Source organism: Blautia coccoides (genome assembly GCF_034355335.1).
GTDB classification, from domain to species: Bacteria; Bacillota; Clostridia; order Lachnospirales; family Lachnospiraceae; genus Blautia; species Blautia producta.
Window position 1 is genome coordinate 2873934 of the sequence record NZ_CP136422.1, and the last position, 26928, is coordinate 2900861.

Annotated in this window: 23 protein-coding genes, 1 pseudogene and 2 riboswitches; of the genes and pseudogenes, 15 read left to right on the forward strand and 9 right to left on the reverse strand. The window is 45.5% G+C overall.

Features of this window, described 5'->3' with window-relative positions; all coding sequences use genetic code 11:
* Positions 1–13: 13 nt before the first annotated feature.
* From BLCOC_RS12745 to pflB (BLCOC_RS12765), 5 genes are all read right to left on the reverse strand, one after another.
* Entirely contained in the window at positions 14–1003 is a 990-nt protein-coding gene (locus tag BLCOC_RS12745; RefSeq protein ID WP_115622392.1) for a uroporphyrinogen decarboxylase family protein, read from the reverse strand.
* A gap of 26 nt (positions 1004–1029) precedes the next feature.
* The gene (locus BLCOC_RS12750) at positions 1030–2205 is read right to left on the reverse strand and encodes an MFS transporter (RefSeq protein ID WP_044953917.1); all 1176 of its coding nucleotides are present in this window, start codon (positions 2203–2205) and stop codon (positions 1030–1032) included.
* A 333-nt stretch (positions 2206–2538) separates the two neighbouring features.
* Positions 2539–3966, reverse strand: coding sequence for a PucR family transcriptional regulator (locus tag BLCOC_RS12755; RefSeq protein ID WP_165907244.1), 1428 nt, complete (start codon positions 3964–3966; stop codon positions 2539–2541).
* A 362-nt stretch (positions 3967–4328) separates the two neighbouring features.
* Positions 4329–5096, reverse strand: coding sequence for a pyruvate formate-lyase-activating protein (gene pflA, locus BLCOC_RS12760; RefSeq protein ID WP_115622394.1), 768 nt, complete (start codon positions 5094–5096; stop codon positions 4329–4331).
* A gap of 19 nt (positions 5097–5115) precedes the next feature.
* A complete protein-coding gene (pflB, locus tag BLCOC_RS12765) occupies positions 5116–7341 on the reverse strand; it encodes a formate C-acetyltransferase (protein ID WP_018594343.1) in 2226 nt (741 codons plus the stop codon).
* A gap of 274 nt (positions 7342–7615) precedes the next feature.
* On the opposite strand from pflB (BLCOC_RS12765), the gene BLCOC_RS12770 reads away from it, so the two are divergent.
* From BLCOC_RS12770 to BLCOC_RS12815, 10 genes and pseudogenes are all read left to right on the forward strand, one after another.
* Complete coding sequence (locus BLCOC_RS12770; protein WP_029469277.1) at positions 7616–7969, forward strand: arsenate reductase family protein; 354 nt, start codon at positions 7616–7618, stop codon at positions 7967–7969.
* Positions 7970–7984: 15 nt separating this feature from the next.
* A pseudogene (locus BLCOC_RS27585) lies at positions 7985–8449 on the forward strand (YbaK/EbsC family protein); the annotation flags it as partial.
* 51 nt (positions 8450–8500) lie between these two features.
* Positions 8501–9742, forward strand: coding sequence for a GGDEF domain-containing protein (locus tag BLCOC_RS12780; RefSeq protein ID WP_242999085.1), 1242 nt, complete (start codon positions 8501–8503; stop codon positions 9740–9742).
* Positions 9743–9857: 115 nt separating this feature from the next.
* Positions 9858–9965: riboswitch (TPP riboswitch) on the forward strand.
* Between the two features lie 97 nt (positions 9966–10062).
* On the forward strand, positions 10063–10887 hold the full coding sequence (gene thiM, locus BLCOC_RS12785) for a hydroxyethylthiazole kinase (protein WP_115622396.1): 825 nt from the start codon (positions 10063–10065) through the stop codon (positions 10885–10887).
* Entirely contained in the window at positions 10874–11533 is a 660-nt protein-coding gene (gene thiE / locus BLCOC_RS12790; RefSeq protein ID WP_018594339.1) for a thiamine phosphate synthase, read from the forward strand. Before thiM ends, thiE begins: the two co-directional genes overlap by 14 nt.
* Entirely contained in the window at positions 11530–12180 is a 651-nt protein-coding gene (locus BLCOC_RS12795; protein ID WP_115622397.1) for an HAD family hydrolase, read from the forward strand. The genes thiE and BLCOC_RS12795 overlap by 4 nt, the downstream gene beginning before the upstream one ends.
* On the forward strand, positions 12177–12986 hold the full coding sequence (gene thiD / locus BLCOC_RS12800; protein WP_115622398.1) for a bifunctional hydroxymethylpyrimidine kinase/phosphomethylpyrimidine kinase: 810 nt from the start codon (positions 12177–12179) through the stop codon (positions 12984–12986). Before BLCOC_RS12795 ends, thiD begins: the two co-directional genes overlap by 4 nt.
* 145 nt (positions 12987–13131) lie before the next feature.
* Positions 13132–13211: riboswitch (ZMP/ZTP riboswitch) on the forward strand.
* A gap of 92 nt (positions 13212–13303) precedes the next feature.
* Positions 13304–15556, forward strand: coding sequence for a formate C-acetyltransferase (gene pflB, locus BLCOC_RS12805; RefSeq protein ID WP_115622399.1), 2253 nt, complete (start codon positions 13304–13306; stop codon positions 15554–15556).
* Complete coding sequence (gene pflA, locus BLCOC_RS12810) at positions 15543–16310, forward strand: pyruvate formate-lyase-activating protein (RefSeq protein WP_029469270.1); 768 nt, start codon at positions 15543–15545, stop codon at positions 16308–16310. Before pflB (BLCOC_RS12805) ends, pflA (BLCOC_RS12810) begins: the two co-directional genes overlap by 14 nt.
* A gap of 194 nt (positions 16311–16504) precedes the next feature.
* Entirely contained in the window at positions 16505–17401 is an 897-nt protein-coding gene (locus BLCOC_RS12815) for a putative manganese transporter (protein ID WP_115622400.1), read from the forward strand.
* 101 nt (positions 17402–17502) lie between these two features.
* Here the strand turns inward: BLCOC_RS12815 and BLCOC_RS12820 are convergent, their stop codons facing one another.
* Both BLCOC_RS12820 and BLCOC_RS12825 read right to left on the reverse strand, forming a co-directional pair.
* Positions 17503–18093, reverse strand: coding sequence for a hypothetical protein (locus tag BLCOC_RS12820; RefSeq protein WP_026255368.1), 591 nt, complete (start codon positions 18091–18093; stop codon positions 17503–17505).
* A 475-nt stretch (positions 18094–18568) separates the two neighbouring features.
* Positions 18569–18769, reverse strand: coding sequence for a cold-shock protein (locus BLCOC_RS12825; RefSeq protein WP_018594331.1), 201 nt, complete (start codon positions 18767–18769; stop codon positions 18569–18571).
* Positions 18770–19339: 570 nt separating this feature from the next.
* On the opposite strand from BLCOC_RS12825, the gene BLCOC_RS12830 reads away from it, so the two are divergent.
* From BLCOC_RS12830 to BLCOC_RS12840, 3 genes are all read left to right on the forward strand, one after another.
* Positions 19340–19576, forward strand: a complete 237-nt coding sequence (locus tag BLCOC_RS12830) for a hypothetical protein (RefSeq protein WP_330412006.1) — start codon at positions 19340–19342, stop codon at positions 19574–19576.
* A gap of 234 nt (positions 19577–19810) precedes the next feature.
* Positions 19811–20005 carry a hypothetical protein gene (locus tag BLCOC_RS12835; protein WP_115622401.1) on the forward strand — a complete coding sequence of 65 codons (195 nt, stop codon included), beginning with the start codon at positions 19811–19813 and terminating at the stop codon, positions 20003–20005.
* A 191-nt stretch (positions 20006–20196) separates the two neighbouring features.
* Positions 20197–21687, forward strand: coding sequence for an AAA family ATPase (locus tag BLCOC_RS12840; RefSeq protein ID WP_115622402.1), 1491 nt, complete (start codon positions 20197–20199; stop codon positions 21685–21687).
* Between the two features lie 427 nt (positions 21688–22114).
* On the opposite strand, the gene BLCOC_RS12845 is transcribed toward BLCOC_RS12840, so the two are convergent.
* Together BLCOC_RS12845 and BLCOC_RS12850 are read right to left on the reverse strand one after the other, a co-directional pair.
* Positions 22115–23356: an IS256 family transposase gene (locus tag BLCOC_RS12845; RefSeq protein WP_115622403.1), complete on the reverse strand. Its 1242-nt coding sequence runs from the start codon at positions 23354–23356 to the stop codon at positions 22115–22117.
* Positions 23357–23490: 134 nt separating this feature from the next.
* Positions 23491–24591 carry a GGDEF domain-containing protein gene (locus BLCOC_RS12850; RefSeq protein ID WP_165907352.1) on the reverse strand — a complete coding sequence of 367 codons (1101 nt, stop codon included), beginning with the start codon at positions 24589–24591 and terminating at the stop codon, positions 23491–23493.
* Positions 24592–24980: 389 nt separating this feature from the next.
* Between BLCOC_RS12850 and BLCOC_RS12855 the strand changes: the two genes are divergently transcribed.
* A complete protein-coding gene (locus tag BLCOC_RS12855; protein ID WP_115622405.1) occupies positions 24981–25418 on the forward strand; it encodes a MarR family winged helix-turn-helix transcriptional regulator in 438 nt (145 codons plus the stop codon).
* A 6-nt stretch (positions 25419–25424) separates the two neighbouring features.
* Positions 25425–26870 carry an MATE family efflux transporter gene (locus BLCOC_RS12860; RefSeq protein WP_115622406.1) on the forward strand — a complete coding sequence of 482 codons (1446 nt, stop codon included), beginning with the start codon at positions 25425–25427 and terminating at the stop codon, positions 26868–26870.
* The last annotated feature ends 58 nt before the right edge of the window (positions 26871–26928 follow it).

Sequence of the window (26928 nt, forward strand, 5' to 3'; positions counted from 1 at the left end):
CTTTTTATGGGTATTAATCAAAGACCACGTTACTGTATTTTTTGATCTCTTCGGTGACTGTCTCATAGACACCGGGAAAAGTGCTCATGGGAAGACCCTGTGAAGTGTTGGGTATGAAATACAGTCTGCCGTTTTCATCGCAGGCACGCCGTACTTCTTTTGCAATCACTTCTCTGCTCCAGCCCTCATAATCCACCTTTGCACTGTCTATGCCGCCCATGAAAGAAATCTTCCCGCCGTATTTTGTGATCAGATCCGGAATATTGTTGGAGCACATAACTCCCTGCCATACGTCAATGCCCATTTCAATCATATAGGGGACCAGTGTGGCAGCATAGGAATCCGAGTGGTGGACGATCACATCCACACCCATGGATCTGTACAGTCCATAAATTTTCTTATAAGATGGAAGATAGAACTCTTCAAACATCTCCGGAGAGATGAACGTAGATGTCTGGCTGCCCCAGTCATCATGGTGAAAGAGAGCGTCCGGTTTTAAACGTCTGCAGACCTCCTCCCCAAGGGACAATTCATATTCGGTCAGATAATTGATCAGCTCGTGCATGTATTCAGGTTCCTCATAAAAGTTAATAAGGGTGTTCTGAATTTCTCCCAGGTGATGACACTGTTCAAAGAGTCCGGGAGCGGCAAAGGGAGTAACAAAATATTCTTTTCTGTCTGTTTCCTCTGCCTGCCTGATAAACGGCTCCCACTCAGCATCGGAATATCTGGTATTCGGAGCATGGACATAATCTCTCCAGTGGGTGATATCTTTGATGACAATAGTATCCGGCCTGTGTACCGGAAAAGGCCCCGGTGTTCCTGCTGGCCAGGAATTCACCACGCCCCAGTCATTCACCACATCCAAATCACCGGGACCCGGCATAGGACTGTGCATCATGATGGGATTGTAAAGAATCCGGAAAGCCTCAAATTGATTGACAAAACGGTCCGGTCTGCCGCCGCGGATGGTCTCCAGGAAATTCTCTCTTTTGGTCAGCATATGGAATCCTCCTGTAAAGGGGCATTTTACTGCTCTGCCTGTTTCGGGAATGGGTTGTAGATCAGGAAGACAACTCCGAGAACAGCGATGATGACAGTTTCTACCAAAAGCGGAGAATAAATATTTTCACCACAGATAGTTTTCAGCAGAGACAGCCAGAAGCTGCTGAGGAAGCCGCCAAGGTTCATAAGTGCCATGATAATGGAGGTTCCGATCGCCACGGTAGACGGCGGAGTGCGCATACCTACCAGTGTGAAAGCAGCAGGCATAATAACAGAGAATGCAAAGCCGATCAGGATCGTACCTGCTGACATCACTGCCATAGTCTTGCCTATATAGATGCAGTAAGCGCCGATCGCCCACAGGAAGAAGGCAATGGGGAGGCAGAAACGTTTCATCATCTTGAAGATCGTACCGAACAGGAAACCTGCCACACATCCGGCAACTGTATAGAGAGACAGAGCTGTTGCAGCCATGGTTGCACCGCCGGCGCCCTTCATTTCAAACATCAGGGACATATTCAGCATTACAGGATAGTTTAGTACATTAAACAGCAGGAATAGAATGGCAATGGCATATACAAAAGGTGATATTTTGTCTTTTGCCGCCGGTTTTCCATTGGTCTCGGGCTGTACAGGGGCTTTGGCGGGTTCCGGCAGGAAGATCAGACATACAATGGAGATGATACCCAGAAGATGTCCGAAGAAGGTGGTCTTCCAGCCAACATCAGCCAATGCACCGCCAAGCATCTGCAGGATAATGCCGCCGCCGTTCATGAGCAGTGTGCCGTATCCCAGGTAAGCTGCCTGTTTCTGGCCTTCATACAGGCCGATGATCAGGGCGTTTCCAAGAGGTGCCATAAGGCCCAGACCGATGCCTACCAGTGCACGTGTCACTAAGATAAAGGCGAAGGAGCCGCCCACGATAGCGGGAAGTGTACCGGATACAGTGAAAATGATACATCCAGTCAATGCCAGGGTACGGTATTTTATCTTTTTCCCGGCCACGGTGCCTGCCCATAAGGTGGCAAATACCACGAAGAGGGTGGGAAGGGTGGAGATCAGGGAAAAGTTATTGTCAGGAAACGCCGCCGCCAATTTTGCCATGGCAGGCGTCACCACAGTGAATCCCATGGAAATAAAATACAAAGACAATATGGCTATGGTCTCTTTGAGGCCAACCTGGTTTTTAGAAGTGCTCATACAAAATCCTCCTTTTTCTTTTCAAGTCCTTTTTTGCGCTGTGGTCAGTTGGTTTCGCATTTTCCGGAAATTACAGCAAAAATCAATTTTTTCTGCAGATACTGTGTGAAAGTTTTGCAGAATTACTGTACAACAACTATAGTTAGATTATAAGAAAAAGGGAAAAAGAAAACTATGGTTGGAAAATACGAAATTTTACGAAAAAGGAGAGCATTATTCGTACTGCATAAGAAAAAAGCGGATGTGTATAAAATACTCAAAAAATTACAGGAACCTGTGCGGGTTTTTCGCACAGATTCCTGCAAAATGTCAGTACATACGAAGCATGGGCATTCAGTCAAAAAGCTTTAGAATGCGGATAGAAAGCTTCATGTAATCACGGGTGTAGCCCTCCTCCAGATTACAGCTCAATTCCTCTGTCATCTTTTTTATCCGGTAAACCAGTGTGTTCCTGTGGACAAACAGTTCCTCGGACGTGTGCAGCAGAGAGCGCTCATTGTTCAGATAGGCTTCCATGGTGCGCACCCGCTCTGTGGGCTGTTTTAAATCCAGGCGGTGAAACCGGAGGATATCCGGATGGCAGGCGGCCAGAAGTACATCAGGGGAGCTGTTTTTGATAATGTAATCAATGGCCCTGGGATAGAAGTCATAGTAATGCTTGTCCGGCAGTCTTTCTTCCAGGGCAAAGAGGGCCTGCCTGTAATGATATTGAATGTCTGTTAAAAAACAGGACGGCAGGCTGATGCCTGCTGCCATGCGGTTATGGCGTACAAAACGGCTCAGACGGTGCTTTAAGGTATCGGAAGTTTCCTTTTTTTCATTATAGAGAAGCACTACCCCGCCGTCCAGACAGAAGATCTCACAGTGGGGAAGCTGCTGGGATATCATATGGGCAGTCAGAAGAAGCACCTGTTCTTCCAGGATTCCGTTCTCCCCTTGAAAGACCCAGAGACCATAAGTATCCTCTGTGGACCAGTCATTGACCTCTAACTGCCGGTCAAGTTCCCTGTCACTGACAGGGATTCCCTTGATGAGATCCCTGAACACACTGTAATGGTCACCGTCCGGAGGCGCTGCAGGGCCTGTTTTACCCATGGAGACAGCCAGGAGGCGCGTGATCCGGTCCAGAAGCTGGCTGTCCCCTGTATTGAGCCTGCGGTTCCGCTCCACCAGCGTAATCCGGCCGCACTGGGCGCGGTTATAGTAGATGAAAGAGGAGAGACAGTCAGAGAGCGCTTTTCTTTCAAAATGGTATTTGGTGGCACCTACATTAAAAAAATTTTGGTCTGTGCAGTCACGTCTCATAAAACGGATACTGTCAATGGAGCTGCAGCCATATTCCATAAGATGTGCCCATTCCTCGTCCACATAGACCTCCTTATACTGCTTGCTGTATGCAAGAACATTGCAGTTGGCGTCAAGCAGAACCATGGGATTGTGAAAACAGTGCCAGCTCTCATCCAGGATCTTTTGGTAGTCGCCCTGTTCGGCAGCGGCGGTAATAGAGGCATCCCAGTCCTCATAAAAATCAAAGATACCCTGTATGATTTCAAACGCCTCATCAAATTGGATATCCTTTAGTCTGATCGTGTCATTTTCCCATTGGCAGAGAACATCGCTTCCACGGGGAAACACATAAATACAGTTGGTGGCATAAGCACGCCGGGCACTTTTTAATACAGCAGGCGAGTCGTCGCTGATCTGAAATTCCGGATTCAGCGGTTTTAGCCTGTTGGCGATCATCCACATACTCAGTTTCATAATAAAAATCCCCCTGTTCTGCATAAGTAAATCCTGCCTGCTTTTATTTTTTTGGCGAAATGAAAGCAGAGAAATTTCCTGATGTTAAAATGCAGCTTTGTATCAAAGTATAATACAAACCGGGAAAAAAGTCGAGAGCTGTCCATAGAGAAAAGCTGAACTGTTGTTACTATTCAGCCTTTCGGCTTCATAGCAACAAAAGAATGCACACAGACTGCAAAAATTGCAGTCTGGCGCGTGGCTGCCTCGGGATTGCCTTGCAAATGCAAGGCAACACCTCGCGGGACAGTGGAAGGCTGAACTGTTACGAACTGTTACGGAAAACAGCCTGCCGGAAAAGAAAAGTCCGGCAGGCCGTTGTGTCAGGTAAAATCAGAGATGAATCTGCTGTGGGTCACGCTTTCCATTCCATCCAGAATAATCTTGTATGCCCTTTGCGCATCCTCTTTTGTAAGCTGTTCTGTTTCACCCAGGGGATATGCAAGCCCCAGATTCTCGTATTTGACTTTCCCCATGGAGTGATAAGGGAGTACCTCCACAGCTCTCAGATTATGAAGAGAACCAAGAAATTTTCCAAGGGAATAGAGTGGCTCCGGGGCAAAGGTGATACCCGGGACTGCCACGTGACGGACCCAGAGGGGAATCCGGTGTTTGTCCAGATATTTGGCAAATTCCAGAATATTGTGATTGGCATGTCCCGTTAGCTTTTGGTGTTCTTCACTGTGGATATGCTTAATATCCAGCATGATAAGGCTCGTGGACGCGAGAAGACGGTCCAGCTTCTCAAGATATCCGGGACTGCTTCCTCTAAAGGTGATCCCGGAGGTGTCCAGACAGGTGTGGATACCCTGGGCCTTTGCCTTTTCAAACAGTTCTGTCAGGAAGGGAAGCTGAAGAAGTGGTTCTCCTCCCGTAGCGGTAAGCCCGCCTGTTTTATAGAAAGCCCGGTTCCGGTTTACAGACGCTATGATCTCATCTGTATCTATGAGCCGGCCTTCCTCTGTCTTCCAGGTGTCAGGATTGTGGCAGTAAAGGCAGCGCATGGGACAGCCCTGGAAAAACACCACATAGCGGACACCCGGGCCGTCTACGGTTCCGAAGCTTTCCAGAGAGTGGATATATCCTTTCATGTGGACACCTGCCTTTCCCTTAAATATTTTGATGGAAGGTTCTGGAGATCACTTCGTCCTGCTGTTCTTTGGTAAGCTTGATAAAGTTTACGGCATAACCGGATACGCGGATGGTAAGCTGAGGATATTTTTCCGGATGTTTCTGCGCATCCAGAAGAGTGTCCCTGTTGAATACATTCACATTCAGGTGATGACCGCCTTTTGCGGCATAGCCGTCTAACAGTGCTACCAGATTTTTTTCGGCACTTCCATTTTTGCCCAGGGCATCCGGAACGATGGAGAACGTGTTGGAGATACCGTCCTGGGCATCCATAAACGGCATTTTGGCAACTGTAGCCATGGAGGCAACAGCACCATGGGTATCACGTCCGTGCATGGGATTGGCTCCCGGAGCGAAGGCTTCTCCGGCTTTTCTTCCGTCAGGGGTGGAGCCGGTGTTTTTGCCGTAGGACACATTCGAGGTAATGGTCAGAATAGAGGTGGTCGGAACCCCTCCCCTGTACGTGTGGTTTCCCTTGATATACTGCATAAAGGTGTGGAGCACCTCCTGGGCAATCTCGTCTGCGCGGTCGTCGTCGTTTCCGTATTTGGGAAAATCCCCTTCAATCTCAAAATCCACGGCAATTCCTTGTTCGTTGCGGATCGGTTTTACTTTTGCGTATTTTATGGCTGAGAGAGAATCCGCAACAACAGAAAATCCGGCTATTCCGGTGGCAAACCAGCGGCGGACCTCCTTGTCATGAAGCGCCATCTGCAGGCGCTCATAGCTGTATTTGTCGTGCATGTAATGGATGATGTTCAGCGCGTTTACATACACGCCGGCCAGCCATTTCATCATGTCTCTGTATTTTTCCATGACCTCCTCATAGTCAAGATATTCCGATGTGACAGGACGGAATTTGGGTCCCACCTGCTGCCCGGAAATCTCATCCACACCTCCGTTGATGGCATAGAGCAGACATTTAGCCAGGTTGGCACGGGCGCCGAAGAACTGCATTTCTTTGCCGATACGCATGGAGGATACACAGCAGGCAATACCATAGTCGTCGCCGTGAACCGGACGCATGATATCATCATTTTCATACTGGATGGCAGAGTGGCGGATAGAGATTCCGGCACAGTATTCCTTAAAGTTTTCCGGAAGTGCAGAGGACCATAAAACGGTCAGGTTCGGTTCCGGAGCGGCGCCCAGGTTGTCCAGTGTGTGAAGGTAACGGTAAGACATTTTTGTCACCAGAGGACGGCCGTCCAGCCCCATGCCTCCGATGGATTCTGTGACCCAGGTTGGATCCCCTGCAAAAATCTGATTATAGTCAGGTGTCCTGGCAAAACAGACAAGACGGAGCTTCATGATAAACTGGTCAATGATCTCCTGTATCTGGCTCTCTGTGAAGGTTCCTTCTCTCAGATCCCTTTCCGCATAGATGTCTAAGAAAGTGGAAGTGCGGCCAAGGCTCATGGCAGCTCCGTTTTGCTCCTTTACCGCAGCCAGGTAAGCAAAATAGAGTGCCTGTGTTGCCTCCAGAATGTTTTTGGCGGGCTTTGAGATGTCATAGCCGTAAATGCGGGCCAGTTCCTTTAGCATTTTAAGAGCGCGGATCTGTTCGGAAAGCTCCTCACGTTCACGAATGACATCAGAATACATGATGCTTCGGGTGGTGGCTTTTTCTTCCTCTTTCTCCTCGATCAGACGGTCTGCCCCATAGAGTGCTGCTCTTCTGTAGTCACCTATGATACGTCCTCTGCCATAGGCATCCGGAAGCCCGGTGATGATATGATTGGAACGGCAGACACGCATTTCAGGGGTATAAGCGTCAAATACACCGGCATTGTGTGTCTTTCTGTGAGTGGTGAAATATTCCACAACCTCAGGGTCCACATGATAGCCATTATCCTCACAGGCCTTAACAGCCATCCGGATGCCGCCATATGGCTGCATGGAGCGTTTTAAAGGCTTGTCTGTCTGCAGACCGACGATTTTTTCCTTGTCCTTATTGAGATATCCCGGACCGTGGGAAGTGATGGTGGATACGGTTTTAGTATCCATGTCCAGAACCCCGCCCTTTTCCCGTTCTTCTTTGGTAAGGGAAAGAACCTGCTTCCATAAGTCCTTTGTGTCCTCTGTGGCTTCCTCCAAAAAGGTGCCATCGCCCTCATATGGTGTATAATTTTGCTGGATAAAATCCCGCACGTTGATTTCTTTTTCCCAGGCACCGCCTGTAAAGGATTTCCATTCTGTTCTCATAAAGTAATTACCTCCTGCTGTGATCATGGATCAATGCTGACAAAATTATGTGCAGACAGTCTTAAAAAACAAGTTTCCAGATATTTCCAAATTGTATATTGTATACAAAAAACTACCTGTGCTATATAAATATCACAGTCGAAAGCCTTTTGTCAATCTGGATTAAAAAAGTATTGAATAAAATACAATAAGAGGAGGCAAAGAAGGCTTTTGGCAGTTGAAAGCGTCAAAGTATAATGTTAAACTAGAACTATGAAAAGGAGGCATGAAATATATGTTATTTATAGAGTATCCAAAATGCAGCACCTGCCAGAAGGCAAAAAAATGGCTTACAGAAAAGGGAATAGCGTTTGAGGACCGCCATATTATAGAAGAAAACCCTACCAGGGAGGAACTGGAAATCTGGTATCACGCAAGCGGTCTTCCCCTGAAACGTTTTTTCAATACCAGTGGTATGAAATACAAAGAGCTGAATCTGAAAGAGAAACTGCCGGATATGAGCGAGGAGCAACAGCTTGACCTGCTTGCCACAGACGGTATGCTGGTGAAACGACCGGTACTGGTGGGAGAATCCTTTGTTGTTACAGGATTTAAGGAAAAAGAGTGGATGGAGAAGCTCGGTCTGTAAAAAAGAGGTGCAGAGATGGCGTTTGAAAAAGTAAAGGAGTATTTCAGAGGTTTTGGCATAGAGGACCGGATCATGGAGTTTTCACAGTCCTCAGCCACCGTGGAGCTGGCGGCTGAGGCTGCCGGGTGCGGACCGGAACGCATTGCAAAAACCCTGTCTTTTTTGGTTGACGGCACAGCTGTCCTTGTAGTGATGGCCGGAGATGCCAGGGTAGACAACAAAAAGTACAAGGAGCATTTCCACACAAAGGCAAAAATGCTTTCTCCCCAGGAGGCAGAAGCCAGGACTGGACATGCAGTGGGCGGTGTATGCCCATTCGGGATACCTGAGGATGTGCAAGTGTTTTTAGATATTTCCATGAAGCGGTTTGAGACGATATTTCCGGCCTGTGGAAGTGCCAACAGTGCCATAGAACTGACACCGGAGGAGATGGAAAAGTATTCAAAAAGCAGGGGATGGATCGACGTATGCCGGGGATGGCAGCCGGAAATGCCGTCTGTGCCGGAACTGCCGAAAAAATACCTTTCCCGTATGCCGGGAGGCTTCTTTATCTATGAGGCAGACGGTGATGAGAGGATCACTTATGTCAATGAGAATGTATTAAAGCTTTACCGGTGCAGGGATATGGAGGCCTTCTGGTCACTCACCAACGGTTCCTTTAAGGGAATGGTGCACCCGGAGGATCTGGAGCGGGTGGAAGATGAGATCAAAGAGCAGATCGCATCAAACACGTATGACTATGTAGAATATAGGATCTGTTGTCAAGACGGAACTATTTTGTGGGTTGAAGATTACGGACGTCTGGTGGAGGAAGAGAACGGCAAGCTTTATTTTTATGTCTTTCTTGTAGATGCCACAGAAAAAATCCAATTGAGAAAGCTTTTAAACCGAAGGGACCATCTGCAGAGAGTTCTCACCACACTGGCCAATGATGTGGACTTTGACATTCACTGTAAGGACTGTACCATTGATGTCTACGGCAGCTTTGAGCAGCGTTTCGGAAGACCGCCGGGGAAGAAGGATTTCATCCCGTTTATGTGTGAAAATTGTGAGAAAAAGGGAGAATTGAAACTTTTTGTGCACAGTTATTCCATGGAAGAACAGAATTTTGACAAGGAAGATCAGGATGTGGTTGTGGTGGACGGGGAAGGCAATAATCTGTGGACCAGATGCCAGATCGCCCATTTTAAGGGCAGTGACAGCGGATATGACAGAAAAATCGGCCGTATGCTTGATACCCATGAACAGACCATGCGTGAAATCTATTACCGCCAGGGTGCGGAAAAAGACTGCCTGACAGGGATATACAACCGAAGATCCGGGGAACGGTTTATCAAACGGCGGCTGAAGGGCATAGGACAGAATACCTCATGCATGATGATCATGCTGGATGTGGATGGATTTAAAATGCTCAATGACACATATGGGCATCCGTTTGGTGATAACGTTCTGCTGCAGGTGGCCTGTGCTCTGCAGTCTACTTTCCGGAAAAATGATATCTGTGCCCGTATAGGCGGAGATGAATTTATGGTGTTTTTGGAGGATGTAAGGGACAAGGGAATATGTCTGAAAAGGCTGCAACAGCTTGTCTCCTATACCCTGCAGGATGAGAGTGTGGGGCAGTATAATGTGACACTGTCCGCAGGTGTATCTTATCAGACAGGGAATAAGCTCTCCTATGAAGAGATGTACCGGCGTGCGGATGAGGCTCTTTATCAGGCAAAGCGGGCAGGAAAACGTTCCTTCCGGGTATATAGTGAAAACGATGCATAGATCACAGAACATTTTTTGCTGCTATGAAGCCGTAAGGCTGAATAGTAACCTGTACAAGGCGATATTTTTTTATCAGATTTGACAGTAAGAGACGAGTGTGGTATCCTTGTAGCAGTTAAATCATCAGGGGAGCCTGTAGCGGCAGGCTGAGAGGAAGTAATCAACTTCGACCCTTTAACCTGATATGGGTAATGCCAGCGTAGGGAGAGAAGGACAATTCCGGGAGACGTGTTGGCGTCTCCCTTTTTGCAGCGTAAAAAGTTCTTTAAACCTCCTTTCATTCGGAAGCCTTGTCAGTAAATACAGAGAGGAGAATAGAAATGTTGGGAGAAATACTGGAAAATGTCAGAAGCAGATCGCCTTTGATCCAGAACATCACCAATTATGTCACTGCAAACGACTGTGCCAATATTACTTTGGCCTGCGGTGCTTCCCCAACCATGTCAGACGGGGAGGAGGAAGCAGAAGAGATGGGACGTCTCTGTGACGGCCTCAATATTAATATGGGAACTCTGCATCCGCGGTCTGTAAAGGCTATACTTTTGGCGGGAAAAAGTGCGGGAAGCTGCGGCCATCCCATTGTACTAGACCCTGTGGGAGCAGGGGCATCCACGTACCGCAGAGAGACGGCAGAACAACTGCTCAGAGAAATTCCTTTTACAGCCATTCGGGGAAATATTTCTGAGATCAAGACCATTGCCGGAGGAAAAAACCGCTCTAGAGGTGTAGACGCAGATGCGTCAGATGCGGTAAACAGCGGGAATCTGGAAGAAACCATAAGATTTGCCGCAGAATTTTCCAAAAGAAGCGGTGCTGTGATCGCCGTCAGCGGAGCCATTGACATCGTGACAGACGGAACCCGCACGTACATAATAAGGAATGGACATCCTATCATGACAAGGATCACAGGCTGCGGCTGTATGCTAAGCTCCCTCACCGCGGCATATCTGGCAGCCAATCCAAAGAGAAGACTGGAGGCTGTGGCAGCCGCTGTTATCTCCATGGGTCTGTGCGGGGAAAAGGCATATGAGAGGATGAAAAAAGAGAACAGCGGCAATGCGGGATGCAGAAATCATTTGATCGATGAGGTCTACAAACTGACCGGCAGCGAGCTGGAGAGAGGAGCAAGATATGAACTGCGGTGAGAAGAGAGAATGGGTGAGGCGTGCCCTGCTGTTATATGCTGTCACGGATCGTTCCTGGGTGGGAGAAATGACATTTTGTGAACAGGTGAAAGCGTCTCTGGACGGAGGAATCACCCTTCTGCAGCTCAGGGAAAAGGGTATGGCGTATGATGAATTTCTGAGAGAGGCAAAGGATGTAAAAGCTCTTGCAGACAGCTATCACGTGCCGTTTATCATCAATGACAATGTAGAGATCGCTCTGGAAGCGGACGCAGACGGCGTGCATGTGGGGCAAAGCGACATGGAAGCGGGAAGGGTCAGACAGAAACTGGGGCCGGACAAGATACTGGGCGTCTCTGCAAGGACTGTGGAACAGGCTCTTCAGGCGGAGAAAATGGGGGCAGATTATCTGGGTGTGGGTGCAGTCTTCGCCACCTCCACCAAAGAGGACGCGGATGTGATATCCCGGGACACCCTAAAGGAAATCTGTCAGGCTGTATCCATTCCTGTTGTGGCGATCGGAGGGATCAGGAGAGACAATATGATGCAGCTCACCGGAAGCGGAGCCGCAGGGGTATCTGTCATATCCGGTATTTACGGGCAGCCGGATATCAGAAAAGCCTGTGAAGAACTGCTGGTGCTGGCAAGGGAGATGACAGAAAAATGAGAGAGATAAAAGGGATCATATTTGACGCGGACGGCACGCTCTTTGACTCTATGGGATTATGGGATCAGGCAGGGGAGATATATCTGCGGAGAAAGGGAATCCGGCCCGGAAAAGACATCCGTGAGAGGCTGGAAACCATGACAATGGAAGAGTCCGCGGCATATTTTCGCAGCAGTTACGGGATTGAACTTGAACAGGAAGATATCATTAAAGAGATCAATTCTATGATATTCGACTGCTATGAGAAGGAAATCCGGATAAAGCCGGGGCTTCTGCCGGTATTGGAGGGTTTAAAGAGACGCAGTGTCAGGATGTGCATCGCCACTTCAACGGAGAGACCACTGATAGAAGCAGCGCTTAGGCATAATGGGATCAACTGGTATTTTGATGGGATACTTACCTGTACAGAAGCAGGAGCCGGCAAAAGATATCCGCGTATTTACCAGATGGCAATGAAACTTTTAGATACAAAAAAAGAAGAGACTTTGGTGGTGGAAGATGCATATTTTGCGGCAGAAACCGCGAAAAAAGCCGGATTTTTATTGGCAGTCATACGTGATTTTTATTCGGAAAAAGACAGAGATAAACTGCTTAAACTGGCAGATATTTACCTTGAAAGTTGGGAAGATTGGGAGCGGAAAACATGAAAAAAGTATTGGCGATTGCCGGTTCGGACTGCAGCGGAGGTGCTGGGATACAGGCAGATATTAAAACAATAACTGTTCATAAAATGTATGCAATGAGTGTGATCACAGCGCTGACGGCGCAGAATACAACAGGTGTATATGGAATCCGGGAAGCAGACGCAGAATTTGTGGGAGATCAGATGGACTGTATCTTCACAGACATACGTCCTGACGCAGTAAAGATCGGTATGGTACCCAATGAAAAAATCATTCGGGTGATCGCTGAAAAACTGAGGAGATATCAGGCAGAAGATGTGGTTTTAGACCCGGTGATGATATCAACAAGCGGCAGCAGACTTATGTCCGAGGATGCAGCAGAGGCATTGAAAGAGGAGCTTTTCCCTCTGGCAGCAGTGGTGACACCAAATCTTATGGAAGCGGCTGCGCTCTGTGGATTTTCTGTCTCTGTCCGGCAGGAAATGGAAGGCGCAGCAGAAAAAATAGCAAAATACGGTTCCGGTGCGGTCCTTTTAAAAGGCGGGCATCTGGCAGAAGGAGCAGATGATCTCCTGTACGAGAAGGGAAAATATACCTGGTTTTCTTCAAAGAGGATAGAAAATCCTAACACACACGGAACAGGATGTACCCTGTCCTCAGCCATTGCCTGCAGTCTTGCCGCTGGATATTCTCTGGAAAGAGGAATCAGGAATGCTAAAAAGTATCTGACCGGTGCGCTGCAGGACGGACTTGATCTGGGGCATGGCAGAGGTCCCTTGAATCATATGTACAGATTACCACCTTTTGCCAATGGTTATCCGTTTCGGTAATATGTAATTATTTCTGAGGCCATACATAGCTGCTGTTCACAGAACTGTGCTTTTTTGAGGGCTGTGAACAGTACCAATGTATACTAAAAAGAACATAAAATTCCATTCCTTTTATTGACAATCCTTAAAAAAATGCTTTATACTACAAGTGTTATATGACTGACGGAAGTGGAATGAACCACAGGGAGTATAACATTGATTTAGCCGACCGTCTGGGCAGAAGCTGTCTGGAGAGGACCGGCTTTTTTTAATGAATCCGGTCACATTACAGGACAGTTTCCGACACAATTATTGTCTTAGAAGGAGGACTTGCAAAGATGAATAACTTCAAACAATGGGATGGATTTAAAGGTAGAATCTGGAAAGAAGAAGTCAACACACGTGACTTTATCCAGCATAACTATGTACCCTATGAAGGGGATCAGGAGTTCCTGGAAGGACCTACCGAAGCCACGGAAAAACTCTGGTCTGCACTTTCAAAACTGCAGAAAGAGGAGCGTGCGAAAGGCGGCGTTCTGGATATGGATACTGAAATTGTATCCTCACTGACTTCCCATGGGCCGGGCTACATCAGTGAAGAATTAAAAGACCTGGAAAAGGTGGTAGGATTACAGACCGATAAGCCGCTGAAGAGAGCATTTATGCCTTTTGGCGGTATCAAAATGGCAGAGGATTCCTGTACATCCAATGGCTACACACCTGCTCCGGAACTTCATAAAATCTTTACAGAATATCACAAAACGCACAATCAGGGTGTTTTCGATGCCTACACACCGGAGATGAAAAAAGCCCGTCATAACAAAATTATCACAGGACTTCCGGATACCTACGGCCGTGGCCGTATTGTGGGCGATTACAGGAGAGTGGCTCTCTACGGAATTGATTTCCTGATGGAAAAGAAAAAAGAAGATTACGATAACTGCGGCTGCGGTATCATGACAGATGAGATCATTCGTCAGAGAGAAGAGATCAGCATGCAGTACAGAGCTTTGGCCGATATGAAGAAGATGGCTGAGAGCTACGGATATGATATTTCCAAACCGGCTGTGGATGCCAAGGAAGCCGTTCAGTGGCTGTATTTTGGATACCTGGCTGCTATCAAGACACAGAATGGCGCTGCCATGAGTGTTGGCCGTGTGGGAACTTTCCTGGATATTTATATTCAGAGGGATCTGGAAAACGGCACTTTGACAGAAAAAGAGGCACAGGAGCTGGTTGACCACTTTATCATGAAACTGAGAATGGTCAAATTCGCCCGTGTACCTTCTTACAATCAGTTGTTCTCCGGAGACCCGGTATGGGCTACTGTGGAGGTGGCCGGTATGGGACAGGATGGCCGTTCCATGGTGACAAAGACAGACTACAGGATTCTCCACACACTAGAGAACATGGGACCGGCTCCGGAACCGAATCTGACTGTTCTTTACTCCTCAAGGCTGCCTGAGAACTTTAAGAAATATGCTGCGTATATCTCTGTTGAGACCAGCTCCATTCAGTATGAAAATGACGATGTGATGCGCCCTGTATGGGGAGATGACTATTCCATCTGCTGCTGTGTATCAGCTACCCAGACAGGAAAAGAGATGCAGTTCTTCGGAGCACGCGCAAACCTGGCAAAATGTCTCTTATACGCAGTCAACGGCGGTATGGATGAAAAATCAAGAGTGCAGGTGGGACCTGAGTATAAACCCATTACCTCCGAGTATCTGGAGTACGATGAGCTTGTCCGTAAATATGAGATCATGATGGACTGGCTGGCAGGACTGTATGTAAATACCCTTAATCTGATACAGTACATGCACGACAAATATTACTATGAGGCTGCGGAGATGGCACTGATAGACACAGATGTCCGCAGAACTTTCGCAACAGGAATCGCAGGATTTTCCCATGTGGTGGATTCCTTGTCTGCTGTAAAATATGCCAAAGTGAAGGTTATAAGGGATGAAGAAGGCATGGCAGTGGATTTTGAGACAGAAGGTGATTTCCCGCGTTATGGAAATGACGATGACAGAGCCGATGATATTGCAGTATGGCTGCTCCACACGTTCCTGGAAAAACTGAAAAGATATCCGACTTACCGCAATTCAGAGCCTACAACCTCAATCCTGACCATTACATCCAATGTGGTTTACGGAAAAGCGACAGGTGCGCTGCCGGACGGCAGAAAAGCAGGGGAACCTCTTTCACCGGGAGCAAACCCAAGCTACGGCGCAGAGAAAAACGGTCTTCTGGCTTCCCTGAACTCCGTTGCGAAGCTTCCGTATGAGTGGGCACTTGACGGAATCTCCAATACACAGACCATTAATCCCGGTGCCATCGGACATTCCGAGGAAGAGAGAATCAACAATCTGGTGCACATCCTGGATGGATATTTTGATCAGGGTGCACATCACTTAAATGTAAATGTATTCGGCATAGAAAAGCTGGTGGATGCCATGGAACATCCGGAAAAAGAAGAGTATGCAAACTTTACCATCCGTGTATCCGGTTATGCGGTAAAATTCATTGATCTGACACGCGAGCAGCAGTTGGATGTGATCGCTCGTTCTGCACATGAGCGCATATAGTTCCAGAAAAGGCTCCATCCATTCTATAGAAAGCTTCGGCTCTGTGGACGGACCCGGTGTCCGGTTTGTGATTTTTCTGCAGGGCTGCAGAATGCGCTGCCAGTTCTGCCACAACCCTGATACCTGGAGCACCAGCTCCATGGATATGATGTCAGCCGATGAGCTTTTAAGCCAGGCTCTGCGTTATAAGGCATACTGGGGAGACAAAGGAGGAATCACCGTCAGCGGCGGTGAGCCTCTGCTCCAGATGGATTTCTTACTGGAGCTGTTTACTAAGGCAAAGGAGAATGGAGTGCATACAGTTTTGGATACTTCGGGCAATCCATTTTCCAGACATGACCCGTTTTTTCATAAATTCAACCGCCTTATGGAAGTTACAGATCTGCTGCTCCTTGATATAAAGCAGATTGACAGTAAAAAACACAAAATTCTGACAGGATGCGGAAATGAAAACATTCTTGATATGGCCAAGTATCTGGCTGAAATCAGGAAGCCTGTATGGATCCGCCACGTTCTCGTACCGGAACGGAACGATTATGACGAAGACCTTATGAAACTGGATGCATTTGTTAAAGGCCTGGGCAATGTACAGCGCTTTGAGGTGCTGCCATATCACACACTGGGAATTTTCAAATGGCAGGATATGCGTATCCCGTATCCCCTGCAGGGAATCGAACCTCCCACAAAAGAGCGGGTGGAGAACGCGAACAGACTACTTCATACAAATGAATATACAGGTTATTTGAACGCATAGACTGTGCGGCAGCAGAAATACGAAAAACTTCTGCTGCCGTTTTGCGTTTTGGACAGTCAGTGCAAATATTGCAATCCGCCGTTGAGTTTATTGCGGTTTTGTGCTATCATTAGAAACTGGCGCAGAACTTTGCAGGCGTCGGTAATTTTAAGCAGAGAAAGTAATGGGTTCTGCTGCGGAAGGGAGTTGTGTTAATGATACTTGATGTGATTTCAGATGCTTTGCTGGATACGGCGAAGCTGATCCCTTTCCTGTTCCTGACCTATCTGGTCATGGAATATCTGGAACACAAGACAAAGAATAAATCAAAACAGATCATGCAGAAGTCAGGGCATTTAGGCCCTCTTATAGGCGGCGTTGCAGGTGCGTTTCCTCAGTGCGGGTTTTCTGCCGCTGCGGCAAGCCTCTATTCCGGCGGAGTTATATCCGCGGGTACCCTGTTGGCCATTTTTCTCTCCACCTCTGATGAGATGATTCCTATCTTTATCTCCGAATCTGTAGCTTTGGGAACAATTTTGCGGATCCTGGGACTGAAAATAGTGTTGGGAGCTGTCTCTGGTTTTGTCATAGATATATTATGGCGCTTCAGCAGCAGGAAGAGAAGAGAACGGGAGGAACACAGGCATATACACAGGGAACACCATGAGAAAGATATCCACGATCTGTGTGAATCCGAACATTGCCACTGTGAGAACGGGAGCATTATCAAATCTGCTTTTCTGCACACCCTGCAGATCACCGTTTTTATATTTTTAGTATCTCTGGCTATTGGATTCTGCGTGGAGCTGGTTGGAAGTGATAATATCGGATATTTTATCAGCAGCAAGCCCTTTATCGGAGTATTTTTGGCGGCATTGGTCGGCCTTATTCCAAACTGCGCGTCCTCCGTTGTTATAACTCAGCTCTATCTCACAGGCATTCTGGGAGCCGGGCAGATGATGGCGGGACTATTGGTAGGAGCCGGTGTGGGTATCCTGGTACTTTGCAGAACCAATAAGGGAATGAAAGAAAATCTGGGACTCATTGGGATTCTTTACGGAACAGGCGTGTTCTGGGGAATTCTGATAGAAGTGTTGGGAATTGTTCTTTGATAAAAAGAATCTGGTTTGCGGACAGTGGAAAGCTGGCATTTCTGTGTGAAATGCCAGCTTTTTTGTCAGTGACAAGGCTTCTGAGAAGATGACAGTGTTCGTTATATAATCTGTATTCGGTATGCAGCGGTCTGAGGCGGTATGCTGGCTGTCTGGAAGTCTGCATGGGTGATCCTGACCATCTGCCCGGGGCGGAGCGCACGCAGGGGGATAGGGTTTCCGAAACGGTTTAATATAACGGTGTCATCTGAAATTGTATATCGTATCTGGCTGTTGATATCATCCGGATTTCCTGTGATCAGGAATCTGTTTCGAGGGTCAACGGACGCGATCCTTCCATCTGTGGTGTTGTTCTGCGGGCGTGGATTTCTTTTGACAATAATGAGAAAAGCATTTGCCTGGGGAGGTATGCTCCTGGTCATTCGGGAAGAGAATACAGCATTTATCCACATGCCTTTTCTGAGCTGACATGCGTTGATGCGCCTGCCGAACATATTCAGAATAACTGTATTTCTGCCTGTATTCAGACGTAAGGTCTGTATAGAGGTGACTTGATCAGCATCGCGAACAGCATAAGAAATCAGAATATGTCCGACAGAATTGTCATAACAAAAAACTTCTTCCACCAGGGCATTGTCAATGCGCATGATATTACCCTGCTGAATGATCGTACCACGTGGGTCATTACTCATAATATGTGTACCTGAACATTATTTGTTGGTCTTATTATATGCGGACTTTTAAAAAATGCCAGTGTATCTTTGGGTTATTGGGGGGAATAAAGAAAAATTTTGGTTTAAAGAATTGTTTAAGTGTAAGATTTTATATAAACGATCTGTATAAATGATACGTTTGAGTTTAACTGTAAATTTAGGTTGAGCCAGCAAGGAATAATAAGATAAACCCCGCCGACTTAGCTGTAATGATTAATCATAGCTCTGACTAATTAATATACAGGTTCTCAATACCTGCTTCAACGGTTCAGTACCCTCACAGTTATAAGCAAAAATCCATGCAGAATTGCTTTTGACCATGGATTTTTGCCTGGCTGATGAGCGTTTTTACTTTTCACAGGGGAGCACAGTAAATGTACAGACCTGCGGAACAGTTATTTCCTGTCACCGAGGATTACAGGTATTAAGAAAATAGTGAAATGATTATTCTGGTTTAAGCTGCACACACATTAACGGCCTGCATACCGCGGTTTCCTCTTGTTAAATCATAAGTTACGCTCTGACCGTCTTCAAGAGATTTGTAGCCGTCACAACTGATTCCTGAGAAATGTACGAATACATCAGATCCGTCTTCTCCTGTGATAAATCCAAATCCTTTTTCTGAGTTAAACCATTTTACTGTACCTTTATTCATGAAAGATACCTCCTAATTTTTATATGCATTTTACAAAACAAAAAAAGCATATAGCAGTAAATCATTAATAAAAGAATGACTTACGGATATATGCGAAATCAAGGCTTTATCAAAACACTTCCTGTATCCTATCACATGAAATTCAGAATGTCAAGAAGAAATTGAAAATTTTTGTTGTGGTAAAATTTACAATAATAAAGTAAAATCGATTATAAGGGGAAATCGGCTATAAGGGATAATTTTAACAGGAGAGGGGAATGAGCTTGTAAAATAATGAAAAAATCGTTATACTACATACTTGCAGGAGCTCTAAAATGTGAGGGTTCTCACTGTGCAGCGATGTTCTTTTAGTTAGTGAACTGTTGCGAAGTGAAATATATGGATCACAAAAGAAATTTGCTCCGGAAAATTAAAAAATAGTATTTGATTTTGCGGTATCGAAAAATTTTTTAGAACAACAAAGACTTTTGATGCTTTGGTGCCCGAAGGGAGTCCGGATTTTCTAAGACGATATGGGCAGATATAAGGGAACATATACTCGACAAATCGGAATCTCATGGAGGTCAAATCATGCAATATGCAATAGAATTATATTATGATAAAGATACTGAAAAAAAATTATTTCAGTTATCCGAAGGGATTGCAGATAAGAAAATCAGCACAAAGTTTTTGGAGTGGAAGACAAGGCCGCATCTTACTTTGGCCTGTTTCAATGATGTAGATGAGTTATTATGTATAGAAAAAATAAAAAAATTTGCAGTTTGCTACGGAACTTTTGCAGTCCTTTTTCTCAGCGGCGGATTTTAGGTAAGGAATGGAAAAACTGTCCAACAATGAATAGCAGATTTATGATATTTGGAATGTTATGCAGTTAAAGGTTGATTTCAAGTGCCAAGGTATAATTCCCTTGCTATTTGAAAATCAAGCCGGTAAAGCTCTTATTTTCAATGCTTATTCTACTTCTACCCCGTAGTTGTGCCACAGCCTGGGAAGGCCATCATGCAGCGACTTTGTTCAATAGGCATTTATGGAGGACAATATATGGATAAGAAAGTATTAAAGAAAATTCTTTTTTTGTTAAGTATCCTTTTCACAATTTTAACTTTTTTGGGAACTGTATATGTATTGCTAAACAAAGGGCAGGTCAGTGCGGGATATGCAGTAGTTCCTATGCTTTGGGCTGTATTGTTCATAACAACCTATAACAAAGTAAAAAAGGATTTGAAAAGCGAGTAATAAACTAAGGGTGCCGGGCCGATTTAAGTATGCCTTATTTGTAAAAATGACAGGGCGGCTGCGTTTGTTTTTCAGGAGTTAAGATAATAGGAGCATTTATTTGTGGTTTAGGTTCGGATATTTTGAACTCCTGAAAGGAATCTAAAAAGAGGTTAGTAATAGCAATAAAAAAATAAAAGGAGTATGCAATTATGCCAGTATTTGATTTCAGCAACAGTTCAGATGAGAAAAAGAATAATGAATTTCAGTGCACGTACACCGTATTCCGTTCTAATGAGAACGCAGCCTCGCCGGAAAAACCCATCCTGCTTTTGGACAATCATAAGCGGACATGGAAACATCATTCCTGTGGTGTTTTTGCCAATCAGGACAAGCAGACGGCTTTTGAGTTTAAGGAAGAGGATGGGACATTTAGCGCGGATATTCTGCAGATAGATGCCCGTTTTGTCAGCCTTCTTCACTGGCTGGGCGAAAACCATATTAATGTGCGTCTGTCCGGCAAAAACAGGGAAGAGGGCTATGCAGTATACAAGATTCGGGAAACCGCTTTTGGAGGGGGAACGAAGCTGTCCGCCGAGGACGGTTTCCTTCAGTTTATGATAGAAAGACTTTTGTCAGGCAGTGCGCCTGCAGAGGAAAATGAGGACGAGGATCAGGATGAAGCCGGTGACAGCATGAAACTCACAAGTCTGCAGAGCATTACAGACTTTATGACCTGCGCGGGTAAAACAATGCCTGACAATATCCGCCTTTGGGCAAGAAGGAATCTGGCAGTTGCCCGTTCTCATGAGGTTTCTCCTGAAGAGAGGCGCCACGCCCAGCGCGCGCTTTCTATTATGATGAACATCCAATGGAAAAATAATTATTTTGAAGCCATTGACCCTCAGGAAGCACGCAGGATTCTGGATGAAGAACTTTACGGTATGGAACGGGTGAAACAGCGCATCATGGAAACTATCATACAGATCAACCGTACTCATACCCTTCCGGCATATGGCATTCTGTTGGTGGGGCCTGCCGGAACTGGAAAGTCTCAGATCGCATATGCGGTTGCCCGTATTTTAAAACTGCCATGGACAACATTGGATATGAGCTCCATCAATGATCCGGAACAGTTGACAGGCAGTTCCCGGATCTATGCCAATGCAAAACCGGGAATCATTATGGAAGCATTCTCAATGGCAGGAGAGTCCAATCTTGTATTTATCATCAATGAGCTGGACAAAGCGTCCGCAGGAAAAGGCAATGGAAATCCCGCAGATGTCCTTCTGACTCTCCTTGACAATCTGGGCTTTACAGATAACTATATTGAATGTATGGTTCCGACTGTGGGTGTGTATCCCATAGCTACAGCCAATGATAAAGATCAGATCAGCGCGCCCCTCATGTCAAGATTTGCCGTCATTGATATACCGGATTACACAGCAAAGGAAAAGAAAATCATATTTTCACGGTATGCTCTGCCTAAGGTCCTGAGGCGTATGGGTCTGCAGGAGAATGAATGTGTCATAACTTCGGAGGCCGTTGACGCAGTTGTGGAAAAATATGCGGACACAACCGGAATCCGTGATCTGGAGCAGGCAGCAGAACATATGGCAGCCAATGCGCTGTATCAGATAGAAGTAAATCGCGTGTCAGAAGTGGTTTTTGATGCGGAAATGGTAGAAAATCTGCTGGCATAAATATAAATATTTTAAGAATGTAAGGCATCATTTTAGAGTTCAAAATGATGCCTTACATTCTGTCTATTATCCCCAAACTGCCCTTAAGCACCTGTGCAGCCGGCAATATCTCTTGGTTGTAAAGAAAATGTAACTGTTTTGCAGATCTGCGCATTTGTTATGCGGACTGTAAGAAAATAGTACCCTTACAGTTACGAGCAGAAATCCATGCAAATCGTCGTTGGCGATGGGATTTTTGCCTGGCTGCTGAACGTTTTCTTACGGTCAGCGAGGGTATGAAGAAAAGTCTGTAAATAGGATTCTTCTATGATAAGACTTGGTGGAATGCTTAGAAATTAGGTATTCCACCTTTGTTTTATATATACCATCCAGAGGATGGCATGTCAATAGCAGGCGGCTTTTCCGCCTGTTTTAACCAAACTGTTTTTTATTCTGGAAGCCGTCCCTCATACATAATACTCAGTTCACCGTAGACCTGGCCCCAGTTCCGGATGGTGGTAGTCCACCTTTTTGTTGCTTCAAAAGTGGCTAGATACAGGGCTTTCAGCAGCGCTGTATCGCTCGGAAATACACTTCTCTGCTGGTTTAATTTCCGATACGTGGAATTCAGGGATTCTATGGCATTGGTCGTGTATATGACCTTCCGGACATCTGCTGAAAACTTGAAGATCGGAGAAATAGAATCCCAGTTATCCTTCCAGCGTTTCATGGAATTCGGATATTTTGGTGTCCATTTCTCTGTTACCCTCTCAAGGGCTGCCAGAGCTTTCTTTTCGTCTGGCGCCTGATAGATTGTCTTCAGATCCGTTGCAAAAGCCTTCCTGTCTTTATCCGGAACATATTTCAGGGTATTTCTTACTTGATGGACAATACAGCGTTGATATTCTGTTTTGGGGAAGGCAGCCGCAATGGCTTCTTTGATCCCGGCCAGACCGTCGGCACAAAGGATCAGGATGTCTTTTACACCCCGGTTTTTTAATTCATTCAGAACAGAAAGCCAATATTTAGAGCTTTCATTATCTCCAACCTGAATGGTAAGGACTTCCTTTTTTCCTTCCGTATTGATCCCCAGGATCACATATGCCGCTAGTTTGCGGATCACCCCGTTATCCCGGACAGAATAGTGGATCGCATCGATAAAAAGGATCGGATATATTTCATCTAAGGGTCGGTTCTGCCAGTCTTCGATCTGAGGAAGGATCTTATCTGTTACATCAGAAATAAATCCTTCCGAAGTTTCAAAGCCGTAAATATCTTCGATCGTTTCAGAAATCTGTCTGGTGGTCATCCCTTTGGCGTACATAGAAATGATCTTCTGATCAATATCTGAAATATCTTTCTGACGTTTTTTTACGACCTGAGGCTGAAAAGTGGATTTGCGATCCTGAGGGACCTCAATCTCCATGGTGCCATAACTGCTGTTTACGCGTTTGCGTTTGTAGCCATTTCTGTAATCCTCGTTATCAGAGCGTTCAGATTTTTCATATCCCAGATGATCCTCCATTTCTGCTTCCATCATTTCTTTGATCGTTCCACCCAGAAGATCTTTCAGAGCATCCTGAATATCTTCAGCTGTCTTAATATCGTATTCTTCCAGGAGCTGATGGATAATGTTACGTTTTCCTTCTGTCATTTGTACCCGATGTACAGGTTTCTTCTCTCTTGCCATAATAAAAGGCCCTCCTATGATTATTTTGATTTTATCATAGAAGAACCCTTCAATCACATATTTACAGAAAAAGTTTCACACTCCCCGGTCAGCGCAGTAAATGCGCAGACCTACTTAATAGTCACAAACATAAATTATTTATCATATATTTTATATCCGTTTCTATTCTGATTCTTTACTTCGTAGAGCATGGTGTCAGCCTGAACATACAACTCCTCAAAGCTTGTGCATTCCCGGCAGAGTGAAATCCCAATGCTGACAGTAAGGTGCAGGTTTTTATTGAACGAGAAGGAGCCTTCCCGTACATTTTGGTTCAGACTTTCCGCATACGTCTGTATCCGGGCAGTATCCTCCACATTTTTCATGAAAACCAGAAATTCATCGCCGCCCAGTCTTGCCTTGCAGTCTGTCTCAGGAAAGCTGTCCCTGATAATGTGTGCGACTTCGATCAGGATGTGATCCCCTTCCAGATGCCCATAGGTATCATTAATATCCTTAAAATGGTCAATATCTATGATAAATAATGCACCAATACCGGAACTTGGGGAGCGATAGTATTTTTCAATCTCTCTTATAGCAGCATTTCTGCTCATAAGCCCTGTGAGGGAATCGGTCTCTAACTGTTCCAGGATCATATACTTTGTCCGGATATCTAAGAACTTTAACTGTATAGTATACATTCCGATCAAACAGGAAATGAAGCAGAAACTAAATGCATTGACGCAGTCGATCAAAGCAACGGAAGAATCCTTGGCCATAAAGGAAAAAATAATAAACAATGAGCAGATACTGATGTCAAAGAGACAGAAGCGCCATTGTTTGTCAAACAGCAGGATAGGCATGCACGCAATGCATCCGATCATGACAGCGGAAGCACTGTCTCTGTAAAAATAGGTGCCGGAAATGATCATGGAAATCATAATGCCGGCTAAATATATGTATAATACGGCAATGGCGTGATTGAGTATCCATTGCTTCTTCCAGAGACAGAGCAGGAACATACAGCAGGAGGAACCCACCCAGTAAAGATAGATGTATTTTGTAACGCTGTTAAATATGTGGAAAAATGAATTGACAGTTAAAAATAATATTCCTAAAAACAGCAGACTGAAGCTTACATAAAACAACATTTTATAGTTGCGTTTTTGAATGTCTGTTTTATACAAAGTATATGTATTTTTGTCTTTAATAAACCCGGCCTTACCGTCGGTGTCTTTTTCACAATCAGTATTCATAAGGGCAGCAGAGTCCTTTCTCATTACAAGTATTATTTGATTATATCACATTTTATGACATTAATGTTTTTTCATTATGAAAAAAATATCCAGTAGTTAAAAGAAATACAGGGATAAGCAATGATTTGAAATTTTCCGTATTCCAAGCCATATAGTGCGTTTGATCCATGACGTATAATTGAATAGGCCAAGTAAAAGCTTATTAAAAAATGGTTTCAATGAAACTTAGGTTGAAGATGGATATTAGCTGATTTGAGCAGATGATAAATCAGGATAGTCCGAATCGTCAGGGTAAACAGCAGAAAAAGATAGTTGACTATCCAACTGATTTGTGTTATATTTTATTTCGTTGACTATCCAACTAATTACACGGTGAATGGTGGAACATAATGAAAGAGTATACCATAATGAGCCATATATCTATGATGTATCGGCAGGTGCACAGGTTTTATGACAGAAAGCTGGCAGAATACCATATCGGCAGCGGGCAGCTTTCTTTTCTCGTATGTATTCATGAACATGAGGGGATCAGTATGTATGAGGTGGCACGTCTGGGCCATTTTGACAAGGCAACTGTGACAAAAGGAATGCGGAAGCTGGAAGAACAGGAATATATCCGAGTGGAGACAGACAAGGCAGACAAGCGGCTCCGGCGTTTATATACTACCAAGAAAGCTGTCTTGATCATAGAACAGCTCTATGACATCCGTCAGGAGTGGAATGAGATTCTGGTGAATGGCCTGACACCGGATGAATGCACAGAAGCAGAGCGTTTACTTGACAAAATGGCACAAAATGCGTGGAGGTATATGAATGAAAGGAGTTAGATAAGAATGAGTGACAATACAATAGTACATAAAAATAATCCGTTGGGTACAGAACCGATCGGCAAACTATTGCTGTCTTTCTCTGTACCCTCGATCATTGCTTGTCTGGTCAATTCTGTGTATAACATTGTGGATAAGATTTTTATTGGACAGGGGGTAGGATATCTGGGAAACGCCGCAACGACGGTTTCTTTCCCGATGATGACCATTGTGATGGCATTTGCCACACTGGCAGGTTCTGGAGGCGGTGCCTACGCAGCAATCAAGCTGGGAGAAAAGGATGACCGGGAAGCCAACCTGACCTTGAACAATTTATTTACCATGTCTCTTATCATGGGGATTTCCATCGCTGCACTGGGATTGATCTTTTTGGAGCCGCTTCTCAAAATGTTTGGTGCTACGGAGACAGTCATGCCCTATGCAAAGGATTACGCCTCTATTGTACTGGCAGGGGTACCTTTCAGTGTATTGGGAATCACCATGTCAAATATGGCCAGGACCGACGGGAATCCCCGTCTATCCATGTACGGAATCCTGATTGGCGCAGTTTTAAACACGATTCTGGATCCGCTCTATATATTTGTCTTCCATTGGGGTGTGAAAGGCGCAGCCATTGCAACTATAACGTCCCAGATCTTGTCAGCCGGTATTCTCTGCCACTATTTCTGGAAGCGGGGGAATATGCGCTTTCAGTTAAAGCTCATGAAGCTGGTCCCGCGTGTCTGCAAGAAATCCCTTACCCTGGGAGCCTCCTCAGGTATTTCCCAGTTGGTTGCCTGTGCAATGCAGGTGGTGATGAATAATTCCCTGGTTTATTACGGAAATCAGAGCGAAGTGACCGGGGATGTGGCGCTCAGCGCAATGGGTATCGTCATGAAGATCGTGATGATCCTGGGTTCCTTCTGTATTGGTATTGGTGTTGGTTCCCAGCCTATTCTGGGATTCAACTATGGAGCGGGAAATTATAAACGTATACGCACCACTTATTTCAAGGCCATCGTTTATGCAACGGTGTCCATCTCTGTGGGGTGGCTGATCTGCCAGACAATGCCTCATCTGATCCTGAAACTGTTTGGAAGCGGCAACGTACAGTTTACGCAGTTTGCTGTGAAGTGCATGAGAATTTATCTGGGCGGACTTTTCTATGCCGGCTTCCAGATCGTGTCAACTAATTACTTCCAGGCAACAGGACAGCCGTTTAAAGCATCCATTCTTTCTATGATGCGTCAGTTGATCCTTTTGATTCCGCTGTTACTTATCCTGCCCAGATTTTTCGGATTGGATGGCATTCTCTATGCCGGACCTGTGGCAGATATTGGATCTGCGGTCATTGTAGCCTGCTTTGTCATTCCTTCCGTAAAAAAATTGAATCGGAAGATACGGGAAGCACAGGAACATGAGAACAGAGGGTTGTTGTTGGAGAACTGTCAGCCGGCGGATGCAGCACACTGATTTTTTTATGGGCTGTGGAGAATTCGTTTAAAATGGCGTGTCAGTTATAGCGGGACAG